This window comes from Mesorhizobium sp. WSM4832 (genome assembly GCF_055811115.1).
Map to the genome: position 1 here is coordinate 48,898 of NZ_JBVVQH010000012.1, position 16,522 is coordinate 65,419.

Consider the following 16,522-nt stretch of genomic DNA (forward strand, 5'->3'; position numbering starts at 1 on the left):
GAAAGCGGCAGACACGTAAATTAACTGCGTTCGAATTTAAGGGGAAATGTCATGGCCTCCAGCGATATTACGGACAATCTGACGACTGACCCGACAACTGATCCCACCGTGACCGGAAGCACCGATCCCGTGCCGCCGGTTGCCATCTCGCTCGACCAGGCGGATGCCGACTACGCGCCCGGCGAGACGGTTGGGATCACGGCCACCAATGTCGCCGACGGCGGCACGTTCACGTTCCAGGTTGCCCATCTCACCGCCGGCGCGGACGGGATCCTCGGCACCGCGGACGATGTGCTTAGCTACGATCTCACTGGAACCGGCACGCCCTGGACCGTCACCGACGGCGGCGCGGGCGATCTCGACGGCGTCGTTGACGGCTCGATCCAGACCTCGTGGTACGTCAATCCCGACGCGGCAAACCAGGCATTCGTGCTCACGGCGACTGACAATTTAGGCAACATGGCCACAACAGCGTTCACCGATGCGCCGCCGAAGACGCCGCCGACGACCTTTGCTATTATCGACACCCACATCGACGTAACCGCCGACAATACGATTGCAGACGCGGCTGGTGCTCGGTTTTCAAGCCGCGACACAGTGATTTTCCAAAATCTGGTAAGTGGTTCTTCCGGCACCGGCAATTGGTCGGTGTTTTCACAGATTCAGAGTGCCGGCAATGCCGGCGCGGAGCAGGGCTACAACAGCGCCGATGGCGTGTTGGATGAAAAGACGTCCAGCCAGCACAATATGGTCATTGCTCTGAACTCTCTGATCAAAGTCACCGCCGATGGCGTGGAAGACCCGAACGGAGCATATTACGCATTCCGTCTTGATATGCATCAAACGGGGGCGAATCCATTCCTCTCGCTTGATCAGCTGAAGATCTACCAGTCGGCCAATGGAAGTCTTGGTGCGGGCAGCTTCGCGGCCGGCCCCAGCACCGTGGGGACGGACCCCAACTTCCATTTCACTTCTGGGAACACCACTTTAGCTTATAATATGAATGCAGGGGGGACCTACTCGGTCCTGATGGACGCCGAGTATGACAGCGGTAGCGGCGGCGGCGGCGACGTGATTGTTCTGGTGCCGACTGCCGATTTCAATCCTGCGAACGGCAACTTCCTGTATTTCTATACCGCCATGGGATTCCAGGGTGGTGGCTGGTCTGACTCCGGCACCTTTGAGGAATGGAGTGCGCTGAGCCGTCCGGCCGCCTTCTCGATCTCGGGCACCAAGTACACCGACGCCAATGGCGACGGCCTGACGACGGGCGATCTCGGCCTCGGCGGGGTGACGATCTTCATCGACAAGGACGGGTCTGGCACATTGAATGCCGGCGACCTGTCGACGACGACGGCGGCGGACGGCACCTGGTCGTTCACCGACCTCGACAACACGGTTGCCGGGGACCAGGTCCTGGAGGTGCTGCCGAGCGGCTATGTGCAGACGCTGGGCAATGCCGGCTACACGATTGTCGGCACCTCGGGCCATGACCAGACCGGGCTCGACTTCGCCAACTTCGAGAAGTTCGACATCTCGGGCACCAAGTACACCGACGCCAATGGCGACGGCCTGACGACGGGCGATCTCGGCCTCGGCGGGGTGACGATCTTCATCGACAAGGACGGGTCTGGCACGTTGAATGCCGGCGACCTGTCGACGACGACGGCGGCGGACGGCACCTGGTCGTTCACCGACCTCGACAACACGGTTGCCGGGGACCAGGTCCTGGAGGTGCTGCCGAGCGGCTATGTGCAGACGCTGGGCAATGCCGGCTACACCATCGTCGGCACCTCGGGCCATGACCAGACCGGGCTCGACTTCGCCAACTTCGAGAAGTTCGACATCTCGGGCACCAAGTACACCGACGCCAATGGCGACGGCCTGACGACGGGCGATCTCGGCCTCGGCGGGGTGACGATCTTCATCGACAAGGACGGGTCTGGCACGTTGAATGCCGGCGACCTGTCGACGACGACGGCGGCGGACGGCACCTGGTCGTTCACCGACCTCGACAACACGGTTGCCGGGGACCAGGTCCTGGAGGTGCTGCCGAGCGGCTATGTGCAGACGCTTGGCAATGCCGGCTACACCATCGTCGGCACCTCGGGCCATGACCAGACCGGGCTCGACTTCGCCAACTTCGAGTTCTTCTCGGTCTCCGGCACCAAGTACGAGGACCTGACCGGCAACGGCAAGACAGATGACGACATTCCATGGTCGCACGATCCTGTGACGATCTACATCGACGAGAACGGCAACCACGTGTTTGACGCCGGCGACCTTTCGACGACGACCGGGGCCGGCGGCGCCTGGTCCATCGGCGGTCTGACGCTGACCGATCTCGGCAAGAGTATCTACGAAGTGGTGCCTGACGGCTCCGAGCAGACCGGCATCCTCGTGCAGACGGTCGACAATCCCGGCAGCGGCGGCACCGACACCGGCAACGACTTCACCAACTTCGTGCCGCCGCCGGGCCAGGGCTTGACGCCGGGCTTCTGGAAGAACCACGTGGATATCTTGAACCAGGAGTTGGGCGAGTTCCATTCGGGTTGGACCGCTAACACCTCCTTTGAGACCATCTTCGGTTTCCAGGATCTGTCGAAGATATCCCAAAATCCCTCGATCTTGGATGCGTTGGGGGCCAAGGGCGGTGGCGTGCATCACCTCGAACGCTCCTCGGCGGCGGCGTTTCTCTCCGCTGCCGTCAATGAGGTGCCTGACGGCCCCGGCGGTAAAACGGAACTCAATTTCAGTTTCTCCGCGGCGACCAGTGCGAACCCAACCATCATCTCTATTCTCAATCTGATTGACACGAACGACGACCACACGCTCCAAACAGGCGAGGTGACTGCCGCGGTGCGGGACGTCCTTAACGACACCAACGCCCCAACCTCCATCTTCGGCCTGTCCGGTCAACCGGGGATCGAGGATATAGCCAACGCCTTCGACGCGATGAACAACCAGACGCATCCGGACGCTAGCGTCTTCCTCGTCTAACGAGCTGTGCGCAATCGCCGAAACGCTGATCGGGGGCGAGCCCAGCTCGCCCCCGATCGTTAGGGCCAATCGACACCCGCCGCGCGCGATCAAATTCAACGAAGGGCAAAGAGGGCCGATATGAACCAGGGCGCTGAAAAGATCGTCGACCGGCTGGACGCGCCGGAGGTTTTCTGCGACGGCGCGCTCGCCATAAGCTTTCGCCAGGACGTGCTGCGCTTCACGCTCTACTCGGATCGCATCAATGCCGAGGAGCGCGCGAACGTCAATCGCGTCGTCGTCGGGCAACTGGCGATGCCGTCGGCGGGTTTCGTCGAGCTCTACAATCAGATGACCGCGGTCATGGCGCGACTGACGCAGGCCGGAAAGGTGCATCAGGTCGAACAGCCACGCAACAGCCTTCCTAGAGCAACAGATGGCGGGCGCGAGCCGCATCCCGCTTGGTCGGCTGTACCGGCCCAGGAAGCGGGCGGTTAAGCCTTCGCAACCGGCCTATACTCCATCGCAACCACGCCATTGCCGAGCGGCACGGCAGAGACCAGCTCGAGCGCGACCGGCGCGTCGGACGGAAACAGTTGCTTGCCCCGCCCGGCGGCTCCTGGATAGACGAGCAACCTCACGCGGTCGACAAGTCCGGCGCCAAGAAGCTGCCGGGCGACGCTCACGCTGCCATGCACGTAGATGTTGCCGCCGGCCCGTTGCTTCAGCCGGACGACAGCCTCGGGCAGGGGGCCATCAAGGAGCTCCGCCGGTTTCCAATCGACCGCCTTGAGGCTGGTCGAGGCGACATATTTCGGCAGCGCATTGAAGCGCTCGGCGAAGTCGCCGGTTTCCGACGGCCAATGTCCGGCAAAGATCTCGTAGGTAACACGTCCAAGAAGCATGGCGCCGCTGTCGGCAAGCTCATCCTCCTTGAACTTGGTCATCGCATCGTTCCAGACGACGCTGGGCAGTAGCTCATGCTCGGCGATGCCGTCGACGGTAATGAATTCGGTGATGATGAGCTTTCGCATGATGCTCCTCCCTTGTCGGACGCAGCCTTGTCGGACGCAGCGCTGCCCATCCAGCGTGCCAACCGAGCATCGCATGGGTTTTCTCGCGGCGAGTGGCACACCGCCCGTTGCCGAAGCATAAGCTGAGTTACCGACGGGCGACAGATCGCCCCGGCGGAAGAAAAAGCCCGCCGCCGGCGGGCTTTTTGAAAATTCTACCTGGAGGGGGCTTAGTTGAACTTGTACTTGGCGTCGATCCGCACCGTATGGAAGGACGGCGTCGAGGTAATCACGCCGCCGACTGGAATGCCCAGATCCGCGGAAAAGTCGTGCTTCTCGAATTGCGAATAGCGATATTCGATGCCGACCGTCATCTTGTCCGACACGGCGGTTTCCAGGCCGCCGCCGACCGAGAAGCCGCTCGAGCCCCAGTCGATGATGTCGCCGACCGGGTCGGATCCGTTGAGATCGAAATGCTGCCAGCTGTAGCCGCCGAGCGCGTAGGCCAGCGTGGAGTCGTTCACCTTCATGCCGATGCGGCCGAGCACGTCGAACCCGTAGTCGGTGTCGAGGTTGATCTGTCCACCGGGCAACTCGAGTTTCGAGGTCATGCCGGAATGGCGCGCATCGACCAGGACACCGGCCACCCAGCTGCCCATTTCCTGATCGTAGCCGATGCTGGCTTCACCAAACACGCCTTCGCCGCCCAGCCCGTTGAAGTTGACGCCAAGCAAGTCGGAGTCGATCGAATGCACGGACGCGCCGGCGCCGAGGCCGCCGCCAGCGTAGAAGCCGGTCCAGTTGTAGGAAGGCGTCTCGAAGCTCGCAGCGCCGCCATTATTGGCATTGAAGCGATAGCTGGCGGCGACCTCGAACGTATGGCGCGAGGTGTCGAGGTTGAGCGTGCCGTCCGGAGCATTCAATCCGGCGTCCGAGAGCAGGCTGTCGTTGGTGCTGAAGCGGGTATAACGATACTCGCCCTTGAGCGTCCAATTTTTGTCGATCGCGGTTTCGACGCCGGCGCCGACGAAATAGCCGCCCTGGTCCCAATCGAATCCGAAACCGGCATTGGTATCGAGCTCGTACTTCTGCCACGCATAGCCGCCCAGGACATAGCCCAGCGTGCTGGGCGTCAGCAGGTAGCCGGCGCGAAGACCGACGTCGAAGCCATAGGTCTCCTTGATGTCGGCGTTGACGCCGCCTAAAGCGCCGACATCGAGCGACGTCTTGATCGTGCCGACATGCGTGTCGATCAGGCCGCCGAGCAGGAAACGCTGCGAGACCATATAGTCGTAGCCGGCGGTCGTCTGACCATAGACGCCTTCACCGCCGATGCCGTTTAGCGAGGCGCCCGGAAGGATGTCGCCGCTGAGCTTGTGAACATTGGCGCCGGCGCCGACGCCGAAGCCGACATAGACGCCGGTCCAGTTGAAGCCGGGAGCCGCCTGCTCCTGGGCGACGTCAGCGGCATGCGCGGCCGACATCAAGGCGACGGCCGAAACGGCGCCCAACAAAACGGATTTCGCGGAAATACGAAGAAGAAGCATAGCCCATAACCCCAATTAAACCCGGCGGCGTTCTAGCAAGGGTTGTGAAATCTGTGGTTGCAAAATTGCCACACTAATGGCCGAACTGCCCAACTCTTGGGCAGTTTTCCCATAAGATCCGGGCAGTTACGGCAAATGCACCCAGAAAAGGTCAGTTCGGCTGTGGAGGGTTAGCACGGTTGGTTTGACCACTTGCCGGACGCTGGACCAGTCACGACAACGGCCTTGCGCGACGCCGGCCTTTCAGTCTAGTCTACTTGAGAAAACCTTTTCCCACCCGCAGCTTTCGACGTCCACCCCGGACCGAATGCAGCAGGCCTCCGTGAGAAAAGGTTTTCTCAATGGGAGGTCCTGCACCGAAGATGGTTTCAGACGCCGAGTCAGCGCCTGTGTTTGCCAAGCCGCCCGTCACCCTGCGCGAGGTGGCCGCCGCTGCCGGCGTCAGCGTGGCGACGGCGTCGAAGGCGCTGAACGGGCAGGGGCGCATGACCGCCGAGACGCGCGAGCGTATCCGCGAGACGGCGCGGCTGCTCGGCTTTCGGCCGAACCACCTGGCGCAGAGCCTGTTGCGCAAGCGCTCCTTCACCGTCGGGCTGCTCACCAACGATACCTATGGCCGCTTCTCGCTGCCGCTGATGGCCGGCGTCTCCGATGCGCTGGTCGACAATGGCGTGTCGGTGTTCCTGTGCAATGTCGAGGACGATCATCGGCTCGGCCAGCTGCATGTCGAGGCCATGCTCGACAAGCGCGTCGATGGCATCATCGCCACAGGAAAACGCGTCGACCGCCATCTGCCGGTCGATCTCTCCAACCTGCGCATTCCGGTCGTCTATGCGTTCACCCAGCCCGACCCAGGCGCGATCGGCCTCGTCTCCGACGATGCCGGCGGCGCCCGGCTGGCGGTCGAGCATTTCCGCCGGCTCGGGCGCCGCCGCATCGCCCATGTCAGCGGCCCGGCAAGCTTCGAGGTCGTGAACACGCGCGCCGATGCCTATCGTGCCGCGCTTCAGGAAAACAATCTGCCGGTCAGCGAGCCGCTGCTCGGCGCCTGGTCGGAAGCCTGGGGTCACGAGGCGGTCGCAAGGCTGTTCGGGGGCAGGGAGGAGAGGCCGGACGCCGTCTTCTGCGGCAACGACCAGATCGCCCGCGGCGTCATCGACGCGCTGCGCGAGCGCGGCATCGCTGTGCCCGACGATGTCGGTGTCATCGGCTTCGACAATTGGGAGATCGTGGCCGAGGCGACGCGTCCGCCGCTGACCTCGGTCGACATGAACCTGGCAGCGCTGGGCCGCGAGGCCGGGCTTGCCCTGCTTTCGCTCGTGGGCGGCCAGCCGGCCGTGCCGGGCATCAGGAAACTGCCGTGCCGGCTGGTGGTGCGTCAGTCATGCGGAAGTCCGCCGGGATGAAGCAACAAGGTTTGCGTGCGTCCGGATCCGCCGGGCGGCGCGGCCGAAACAGGGAGGAGAAGAACCATGAGGAGGAATCAAATGAAAACCATGCTTGCCAAGCTGGTGCTTGCCGCGGCCGTCATCGGCGGCGGCCTGCAGGCGGCGTCCGCCGAGACCGCCAACATCTGGGTGCGCGCCGACGGCTCGAACTTCATGCCGCGCATCGTCGACGCCTTCAACAAGGCGAATAAGGACCAGATCAAGCTCGACATCATTCCCAATGCCGAGATCATCCCGAAATATGGCGCCGCCGCCGCCGGCGGCACGGCGCCCGACGCGCTGTCGCTCGACTTGATCTACACGCCGTCCTTCGCCGCCGCCGGCCAGCTCGAGGACATCACCGACTGGGCGAAATCCTTGCCCTATTTCGCCAGCCTGTCGCCGGCGCATGTGAAGACCGGCACCTACAAGGACCGCATCTACGGCCTGCCGTTCTCGGCCGACGCCTCGGTGCTGATCTGGAACAAGAAGCTGTTCAAGCAGGCTGGCCTTGATCCGGAGAAAGGGCCAACCAACTGGGCTGAGATCGAGGCCGACGCCGAAAAGGTCAATGCGCTCGGCGGCGACATCAAGGGCTTCTACTTCTCCGGCAATTGCGGCGGCTGCAACATCTTCACCTTCACGCCGCTGATCTGGGCCTCGGGCGGCGACATCCTGTCCGAGGACGGCTCGAAGGCGACGCTCGACAGCCCGCAGCTGCGCGGCGCGATCGACCTCTACCGTTCGATGGTCAAGAAGGGGCTGGTGCCCGAGGGCGCGCAGACCGATACCGGCGCCAACTTCTTCGCCGCCTTTGCCGGCGGCAAGATCGGCCTCTCGCCCTCCGGTGCCTTCGCCATCGGCGCTTTAAACACGCAGTACCCGGACATCGACTACGGCATCACCTTCCTACCGGGCAAGGATGGCGGCTGGTCGTCCTTTGCCGGCGGCGACAATTTCGTCGTCACCAAGGGCACCAAGAAGATCGCCGTGGTGAAGGAGTTCCTCGACTTCGCCTATTCGCTGGAAGGCCAGACGATCCTGGCCAAATACGGCAGCCTGCCGGTGCGCAACGACATCGCCAAGGACGCGCTTAAGGATCTCGACCCGCGCTACCAGGTGGCGGCCGAGGCGATGGCCAAGGGCAAGACTCCCTATTCGGTGGTGTTCAACGACCTGATCAACTCGGCCAATGGCCCGTGGACGCAGATGGTCAACGAGGTATTCTTCGGCGACGACGTCGACGGCGCAATTTCGAACGCACAAGAGACCATGCAGTCGATCATCGACCAGGCGCCGAACAAGTAACCCAGGGCCAGCCGGCGGCGAGGATCGCGCAACGCCCGCCGCCAAGGCTCTGACCGGCCGCCCGCCCCGTCTCCCTGGCCGGGCGGCCGGATGTTGCATCGCTGAATGGCAGGACTATTGCGTTGAGACAGCTCACTCCCCTTAGCATCGCCAACAGGAAGGCGTCGCGAGGTTCGTTCCCCCTTCTCCCCTTGTGGGAGAAAGTGCGTCGGCGCGCAGCGCCGAGACGGATGAGGGGTGTTCCAGGGAACGCCGGCGTCTCACTCCGCTGGAACACCCCTCATCCGTCGCCTTCGGCGCCACCATCTCCCACAAGGGGAGAAGGGGAGGCCCTTCCATGACCGCCATTACCGCAACCACCGCTCCCACCCGCGCCCGAAAGCTGGTCGGCGTCAGCCGCCGGCAATGGGTGGGCCTGCTCTATGTCCTGCCGGCCGTGGCTCTGGTCACGGTCTTCTTCGTCATCCCGCTCGGCATGACGGCGTGGATGTCGCTCAACAACTGGCCGCTGATGGGCGAGCATTCCTTCGTCGGTCTCGACAACTATTTTGCCATCCTGCGCGACACGCGCTTCTGGAACGCGCTCAAATTCACCGCCTACTACACGGTGATCGTCACCATCGCGATCTTCGCCGTCGCCTTCCCGCTGGCGATCTTCATCGAAAGGCCACGTCCGCTCACCAATCTCTACCGCACCGCATTCTTCATGCCGGCGGTGGTGGGCTTTGCCTCGGCGAGCCTGCTCTGGTCCTGGCTGCTCAATGTCGATTCCGGCCTGTTCAGCCCGGCCGCCTTCGACCTCGGCCTGACCGGGAAGAGGATCAATCTCCTGGCCACCTTCCAACCGGCCTTCTGGTCGATCATCGCCATGGTGGTGTGGAAGGTCGCCGGCTTCACCATGATCATCCTGATGACCGGCCTGCAATCGATCCCGCAGGATCTGCAGGAGGCGGCCGTCATCGATGGCGCCGGCCCGTTGGCCAGGTTCAGGGCGATCACCTTGCCGCTGATGCGCCGCACGCTAGCGCTGGCGCTGATCCTGTCGGTCGCGGGCTCGATCCTCGCCTTTGACCAGTTCTACATCATCCTGCGCGGCGGCCCGCGCAACCAGACGCTGACGGCGGTCTACTGGATCTTCAACCAGTCCTTCGTGTCGTTCAAGCTGGGCTACGGCGCCGCGCTCTCGATGGTGCTGCTGGTCATCCTGGTGGCGCTCAGCCTCATCCAGCTTTGGCTGCTGCGCAAGCCCGAGGGGCTCGACTGATGGCCGAGGCGATGTCGCAGAACCGCAAGGCGACCTTCAGCCTGGCCAGGCACTCCACCGGCGTGATCGCCTCGGTGCTGTTCCTGGCGCCGATCGTGTGGACCGTGCTTTCGACCTTCAAGCCGGCGCAGGAAGCGCGCCAGCCGCCGCTGCCGCCATGGCCGACCACCGGCTTCTCGATCGAGAATTACGAGACGCTGAACACCTTCGGCGACGGCCTCTGGGCCTCGGCGCAGAACAGCATCTACGTCTCGGTGATGACGGTGCTGCTCTCGGTGCTGGTCAGCGTGCTGGCCGGCTACGGCTTCTCGCGCTTCCGCTTCCCCTTCAAGGACTTCTTCTTCCTCCTCATCCTGTCGACGATCATGATCCCGTTCCAGTCGATCCTGACGCCGATCTTCCTGGTGCTGACCAGGCTCGGCCTGCACAACACGCTGACCGGCTTGGTCTGCGTCTATGTCACGCTGCAGCTGCCGTTCTCGATCTTCATGATGCGCAATGCCTTCGACGCCGTGCCGCGCGAGATCGAGGAGGCCGCGCGCATGGACGGCGCCAACAATGTCACCATGCTGGTGAGAGTGATGCTGCCGCTGGTCTGGCCAGGCGTCGTCACCATCGCGCTGTTCGCCTTCCTCGGCGCCTGGAACGAGTTCCTGGCGGCGCTCGTGCTGATGACCGACCAGTCCAAATTCACCTTGCCGGTGATGATGACGGCGCTGCAGTCCGGCCGCTTCGGCGCCATCGACTGGGGCGCCGTGCAGGCCGGCGTCACCGTGATGATGGTGCCGTGCCTGATCCTGTTCCTGGCGCTGCAGCGCTTCTACATCCGCGGCCTCATGGCCGGAGCCGTCAAGTAATTCGAATGGAGTGACCTTATGACCGCATCGCAGCCCGCCACGCAGACCGGCACTTCCATCAAGCCGAAGCTCGCCTTCCGGCCGCTCCCGGTGCCGCAGGTCGATGTCCGCGGCTTCTGGGGCGACCGTGTCGATGCGGTGGCCGCCAAGACCGCCGGCATCCTTTATAACCGCTGCGTGGAGGCGCGCATGCTGGAGCAGATCGATCCGGACCGGCCGTCGCCCGGTGTCGTCATCCCCTTCCATTCGCCGTCGCCGGACGAGTCGCAGGCTCAGGGCGCCGAGTTCACCGGTTCGACGGTGACGACGCAGATGTTCTGGGATTCAGACTGGGGCAAGACGATCGAGACCGCGGCCTACTCGCTCTACCGCTGCCGCAACCCGGAGCTGGAAAAGAAGATCGACGCCGTCATCGACATGTACGGCATGCTGCAGCAGGACGACGGCTATCTGTCGAGCTGGTACCAGCGCATCCAGCCCGGCCTGCGCTGGACCAACCTGCGCGACTGCCACGAGCTTTATTGCGCCGGCCATCTGATCGAAGGCGCCGTTGCCTATTACCAGGCGACCGGCAAGCGCAAGCTGCTCGACATCATGAGCCGTTATGCCGACCATATCGCCGATACTTTCGGCCCGGAGCCCGATAAGCGGAAGGGCTATTGCGGCCATGAGGAGATCGAGCTGGCGCTGGTAAGGCTCGCCCGCGTCACCGGCAACGAAAAATATATGAAGCTGGCAAAGTACTTCATCGACCAGCGTGGCCTTGAGCCCCATTATTTCGACGAGGAGGCCCGCGCTCGCGGCGCCGACCCCAAGGATTTCCACTTCAAGACCTACGAATACAACCAGTCGCACAAGCCGGTGCGGGAGCAGGACAAGGTCGTCGGCCATGCGGTAAGGGCGATGTATCTTTATTCCGGCATGGCCGACATCGCGACCGAATATGGCGACGACACGCTGAAGGTCGCGCTCGAGCGGCTGTGGGACGATCTCACGACGAAAAGCCTCTATGTCACCGGCGGGCTCGGGCCGTCGGCCGACAATGAAGGTTTCACCAACGACTACGACCTGCCCAACGAGACCGCCTATGCCGAGACCTGCGCCTCCGTCGGCCTGGTCTTCTGGGCGAGCCGCATGCTCGGCATGGGCCCGAACGCCCGCTACGCCGACATGATGGAGCGCGCGCTCTACAACGGCTCGATCTCGGGCCTGTCGCTGGACGGCTCGCTTTTCTTCTACGAGAACCCGCTGGAGAGCCGGGGCGGCCATCATCGCTGGAAATGGCACCGCTGCCCGTGCTGCCCGCCCAATATCGGTCGCATGGTGGCGTCCATCGGCAGCTATCTCTACGGCCTCGCCGACGATGCGCTGGCCGTGCATCTTTATGGCGACTCGACCGCCCGCTTCGAGATCGCCGGCCGGCCGGTTGGCCTCGTTCAGACCAGCAACTATCCCTGGGACGGTGCGGTCTCGATCGAGGTCGGGCCGGAGGCGCCGGTGGAATTCACGCTCCACCTGCGCATACCCGCTTGGTGCCGCAAGGCGGCACTTCGGGTGAACGGCAAGATGGTCGATCTCGAAGCGGCGACGAGCGACGGCTACGCCGCGATCCGCCGCGAATGGCGCCAGGGCGATCGCGTCGAGCTCGACCTCGAAATGTCGATGGCACGCCTTTTCGCCAACCCGCAAGTGCGCCAGGACATCGGCCGCGTGGCGCTTGCGCGCGGCCCGCTGATCTACTGCGTCGAGGAAACCGACAATGGCGGTGGACTGCATCGCATCGCCTTGCCGCGTACGGCAAAGTTGGAGGCGCATAAAGAACCGAACCTGCTCGGCGGCGTCGTGACCCTTTCGGCCATCGGCAGCCGGGCCGAGGCGCAGAACTGGGGCGCCGATCTCTATCGTCCCGAACCGCCCGCGACGGAAGAGACCAAGCTCAAGGCCGTCCCGTACTTCGCCTGGGACAATCGCGATCCCGGCGAGATGCTGGTCTGGCTGCGGGAGGGGTAGGGCGCGCAGCCCTCGCTTCCGCGTATGGCGAGCCAGCCGTCCATCGAGGACGGCCGTGCAAGCCTATTGAGGATCGGCAGTCGGCGTGGACAGGGCCGATGCCTCCACCGCCGGAACATGCGTGTCGATGTTCATACTCACTTCCGTCACCAGCTTCCGGCGAAGGGCCGTGACGTAATCATGGGGTTGCTTCGGTGACATCACGAACGCCTGTGAGCCGCCGATGACCGACTGCTCAAAATAGGATGCCAGCGGTTGGCGAGGATCCTCGTCGTCAGCCGGAATGGCGATCGCGTTGATCGTGTAGCCCTTGGCGATGGCGCTTTCTCGGCTTGGCTGCACGGGCAGCCCATCATTGTTCTCGCCATTTGAAGAGATGTCGATCACCTTCTTCATGGCATTTCCGGGAAACTCGTCAAGCAGAAGGCTTCCGACGTCGATTGCCGTAGACACCGATGTTCCGCCCCGGCCTCGACGAAAATAGCCGGTATCACCCTTCTCCCTGATCACCGCCGCAGCCGCCTTGGCATCTTCCAGTCCGCAGATGCGTGTCCATGGCAGCACGGTGCGCGACCGGCCGGGGCTCGACCATTCGAAATAAGCCACGCCGATGCAACCAAGGTAGTTCTGGGAGATGGCCCTTATGATCTCGGGCGAGGTGAGTGCGGCGGCATGGCCCTCGCGCTGCAGGTCGGCGATCTTGGGATCGATCGAGGAGGAGAAGTCGACGGCGAAGACGACCGCGACATCGATATTCAGCACCGCACTATCGACGTCGGCCGCATGCGCGGTCAGCCCCCAAAGCGCCGCGACCGCCAACGCCACCAGCCTCGGCAATGAAAGAGCGCGCTTTGCGGGCCCAGCGTGAGGCCGGCTCCCCGATTTCCTATTGAAGCGTCCAGCCATGTTGCCCTCCATCTCGACGACAGTACGTTTCGGGGTGGTCCAATCACGGCTAGCGGGACGGGCGCGGCGACGCATCACCGGCAAGGATCATGGAACGCCTCCTTGTGACCTGGATTGGCTGTGGCCGGAGCGCCCCAGCCTGCTGGTGCGCCTGCAAGGCCACGGACCGGGGCGTCGGAAACGCTGGGGTCGGTTCGCGATAGCAGGCGTTCCGCCGGCGTTCGGTTCGACATTGCGACCGACAGGATCGCACCGAGAATGATAGCGGCACCCAATCCACCCACCGCGGAGCTTTGCTCGCCCAGGAAGATCGCTGCACCCGTCGCGCCGAAGACGCTCTCTGCGCTCACGATCACGGCCGCATGGCTGGCCGAGGTGAAGCGTAGCGCGGCAATCTGTATGCCGAAGGCGACCGCGGTGGAGAACACGCCGAGGACCACCAGTTCAGGACCGGCCGCGACCGCAGCATTGAATGACAGGTTGCCATGCACCGCCCCGAGCGGAAGGGCGAACGCTGCCGCGCCGAGGAACTGTATGGCCGCGGCCGTGAACGGACGCGCATGGACCTGCATGTGCCGGCCAAGCTCGACCGCCCAGAGCGCATAGCATCCAGCCGACAGGATGGCGGTGAAATCGCCGGCGCTGAAACCGGCGATCCCGCCCGACAAAAGCAGACAGCCGACCATGGTCAGTCCTGCGGCGAGCATGAGGCCCGCGGTTGGACGTTCGCCGACAAGCAGCCACGCGGCCAGCGGTGTCATCACCGTTGCCGTGCTTATCAGGAAGCTTGCATTCGTGACCGTGGCGCCGAGATAACAAAGCTGCTGCAGCATGATGGAGGCGGCAAACAGAACGACCACTCGGACCAGGCTGGAAAAATGGGCGGCGCCGGCAGGCTGCCGCCGTTCTGTCAAGACAAAGGGCAGCACAAGCAGCCCACCGATCAGGCAGCGCAGGCCAACGGCGCTCAGCGCATCGAGGTGCGTAAGCACCGTCTTTTGCGCCACGTTCCCGAAGCCCCATAGCGCGGCGGCAAACAGAAGCAGCAAGTTAGCTGTGAGTTTTGACATTCGCCGCCCCCCGGGCCGGAAACCATGGTAGGTTCAGCGGCCGCTATTTCAGCGAATACTAATTGAGCTATCGTCACGGCAGCGCTTGGGGCGGGGCTGCGGAGTTCCCGCAGCGTTAGTTTTGGGTTAGAATCTCGTCATTCGGTAAAGTTGTTTAAGCAAATGCGAAGTGGGGAAAGCGTCGCTGCCAGTAAAGTCTCGCTCTTCGGCGGTTTCCAGATTGAAAAGGAAGCTGGCGGTCCGGCTTGGCTGACCGGAAAGCGAGGTACCGCGATCCTCGCCTACCTGGCCCGCTGTCCGGGCATGGCGGCGCCAAGGGAGCGGCTGGCCGATCTCCTGTGGAGCGACAGCGACAGCGAGCACTCGCGCAACAGTCTGCGCCAGACACTCAGCGTCCTGCGCCGGGATCTGTCGCGAGCGGGCCTGGATATCATCCACTCCCGCAAGGATCTGATAAGCCTCAGGCCGGACGCGGTCCGGGTGGATGTCGAGGACTTTGAAACGGGTCGCTTGGGCCGTTCCGCACAGGAACTCGAAACGGCTCTGGCACTTTACACCGGACCGTTTCTCGATGGCTTCTACCTGGGAAGCAATGCTTTCGACGATTGGGCGGCATTGGAGCGCGAAAGGCTGCTGAGCCGCGCGCTTGAGTCGATGGAGAAGCTCGCCCGTCTCGTGGATGCTGAAAGCGGGCTGGCCGTGGCCGATCGGATTCTGGCCATGGAGCCGACGCGGGAGGAGGCCTATCGGCTGAAGATGGAACTGCTCGTTGCGTGCGGCCAGCGAGACAAGGCACTGCGAACCTTCGAGGCTTGCAGAAGCACCTTGAAGAAGGAGTTCGGTGTCGATGTCAGCCCGGAGACGAAAGCGCTTTGGCACTCCATCTCCGTTGCCGATGTTTCATCGAGCCAGCAGTCGGCGAATAGTGTTCCTGCCGCCCTCGGCCGGCCGTCCATCGGTGTCGCCGACTTCGTCAATCTGACGGGAGAGCGAGGCGACGACTTTTTCGCCAAGGGTCTCGTGCATGACATCACAACAGCCCTTTCGGAGGTGGCCGACTATGTTGTGCTCCCCGGGCTCGCGCCCGTCGAGAAAAATGGCGAGGAAACCAGAGCTCCGGGCTTGCGGGCCCGTTATACGCTCAACGGCAGCATCCAGAGGTCCGGAGACGAGCTGAGGGTGAACGTCCAGCTTGTCGATGCCGCCGACGGTCACAACGTCTGGGCCCAGAAATTCGATGGTCACTCGGAAAACGCACTCGAATTCCAGGATAGGATCGCGCGGGCGGTCGTACTGGCGGTGAGTCTCGAGCTTCAGCTGACCAACTGGAAAGTTCGTGACAAGAGCCCGCCGGGCAGCTCCGAAGTGCGCAGGTTGGTGAACGAAGCTCTGATGAAGTACTTCGAGATGACCAGAGATTCGCTGTTGGAGTCGAAGGAACTCGCGGAGAAAGCGCTGTTGATTGCGCCGGAAAATGCTCGGGCAAAGCGTACACTGTCCATCGCGACGACCATGGGGCTTGCATTTGGCGCGCTGCCTGGCAAGCGGGAGCATATCGGCAATGCGATCCGGCTTGCCGAAGATTCGGTAAGGGCTGTACCGGACGATGAAATTGCCCGCTGCATCCTGTCATTCGCCTACGAATGTGACGGTCGGATCGACGAAGCTATTGTGCAATGCCGTCACGCAGTCAGCCTCAACCCGAGTTATCCGAGTGGCCACGGTGATCTTGGCGAGCTCTACGGCCTGCGCGGCCAGGTGAGCGAAGCGCTGCGCTCGGCCAGTGAAGCCATACGCCTCGGCGCGCACGACGTCATCGACTTCTGGCGCCACCATGGTTTGGCTGTTGCGTTCTTCGCTGGCGGCGACGACCGACGGGCGCTCGAAGTCGCCCGCAAGGTTGTCAGGACAAAGCCGGGTTTCGTCCGCGGCGCCCTTTATTGGGCGGCCGCTGCTTCGGCGACCGGCAACAATGAAGAAGCCTCACGCGCCATTCATCATTGCCTATCGCAACTTCCACATCTCAACCTGGAAAATGTCTGCCCCGGCTTTGTGCCGCGCTATGTCCGGGACGATCATCACTTCCGCTTCCTCGAGAACCTGTCGAGAGCCGGCCTTCCGAATTCCTGATGCATGTGGCG

General features: G+C 63.2%; 12 protein-coding genes. 8 read left to right on the top strand and 4 right to left on the bottom strand.

All coding sequences use genetic code 11. The features are described from left to right. The first annotated feature begins 51 nt into the window (after positions 1-51). Entirely contained in the window at positions 52-3,000 is a 2,949-nt protein-coding gene (locus tag AC0L2L_RS17945) for a hypothetical protein (RefSeq protein WP_473579904.1), read from the top strand. Positions 3,001-3,120: 120 nt separating this feature from the next. Further along, positions 3,121-3,477, top strand: a complete 357-nt coding sequence (locus AC0L2L_RS17950) for a hypothetical protein (protein ID WP_473579905.1) — start codon at positions 3,121-3,123, stop codon at positions 3,475-3,477. Here the strand turns inward: AC0L2L_RS17950 and AC0L2L_RS17955 are convergent. Further along, positions 3,474-4,013: a dihydrofolate reductase family protein gene (locus AC0L2L_RS17955; RefSeq protein WP_473579906.1), complete on the bottom strand. Its 540-nt coding sequence runs from the start codon at positions 4,011-4,013 to the stop codon at positions 3,474-3,476. The two genes, AC0L2L_RS17950 and AC0L2L_RS17955, sit on opposite strands and share 4 nt — an antisense overlap. A 209-nt stretch (positions 4,014-4,222) precedes the next feature. Then, positions 4,223-5,476 carry an outer membrane protein gene (locus AC0L2L_RS17960; RefSeq protein ID WP_473580036.1) on the bottom strand — a complete coding sequence of 418 codons (1,254 nt, stop codon included), beginning with the start codon at positions 5,474-5,476 and terminating at the stop codon, positions 4,223-4,225. A 425-nt stretch (positions 5,477-5,901) separates the two neighbouring features. On the opposite strand from AC0L2L_RS17960, the gene AC0L2L_RS17965 reads away from it, so the two are divergent. From AC0L2L_RS17965 to AC0L2L_RS17985, 5 genes are all read left to right on the top strand, one after another. Continuing rightward, positions 5,902-6,945: a LacI family DNA-binding transcriptional regulator gene (locus tag AC0L2L_RS17965; protein ID WP_473579907.1), complete on the top strand. Its 1,044-nt coding sequence runs from the start codon at positions 5,902-5,904 to the stop codon at positions 6,943-6,945. Between the two features lie 81 nt (positions 6,946-7,026). Continuing rightward, entirely contained in the window at positions 7,027-8,274 is a 1,248-nt protein-coding gene (locus AC0L2L_RS17970) for an ABC transporter substrate-binding protein (RefSeq protein ID WP_027168097.1), read from the top strand. 337 nt (positions 8,275-8,611) lie between these two features. After that, a complete protein-coding gene (locus tag AC0L2L_RS17975) occupies positions 8,612-9,538 on the top strand; it encodes a carbohydrate ABC transporter permease (RefSeq protein ID WP_473579908.1) in 927 nt (308 codons plus the stop codon). Beyond that, complete coding sequence (locus AC0L2L_RS17980; RefSeq protein ID WP_473579909.1) at positions 9,538-10,395, top strand: carbohydrate ABC transporter permease; 858 nt, start codon at positions 9,538-9,540, stop codon at positions 10,393-10,395. Before AC0L2L_RS17975 ends, AC0L2L_RS17980 begins: the two co-directional genes overlap by 1 nt. An 18-nt stretch (positions 10,396-10,413) precedes the next feature. Next, positions 10,414-12,405, top strand: coding sequence for a glycoside hydrolase family 127 protein (locus AC0L2L_RS17985; protein ID WP_473579910.1), 1,992 nt, complete (start codon positions 10,414-10,416; stop codon positions 12,403-12,405). Between the two features lie 63 nt (positions 12,406-12,468). Here AC0L2L_RS17985 and AC0L2L_RS17990 read toward each other — a convergent pair whose 3' ends face one another. Continuing rightward, entirely contained in the window at positions 12,469-13,323 is an 855-nt protein-coding gene (locus AC0L2L_RS17990) for a DUF1194 domain-containing protein (RefSeq protein ID WP_473580038.1), read from the bottom strand. Between the two features lie 62 nt (positions 13,324-13,385). After that, positions 13,386-14,360, bottom strand: coding sequence for a DMT family transporter (locus AC0L2L_RS17995; protein WP_473579911.1), 975 nt, complete (start codon positions 14,358-14,360; stop codon positions 13,386-13,388). A 183-nt stretch (positions 14,361-14,543) separates the two neighbouring features. Here AC0L2L_RS17995 and AC0L2L_RS18000 point away from each other — a divergent pair, with 183 nt between their 5' ends. Continuing rightward, entirely contained in the window at positions 14,544-16,511 is a 1,968-nt protein-coding gene (locus AC0L2L_RS18000) for a BTAD domain-containing putative transcriptional regulator (protein WP_473579912.1), read from the top strand. The last annotated feature ends 11 nt before the right edge of the window (positions 16,512-16,522 follow it).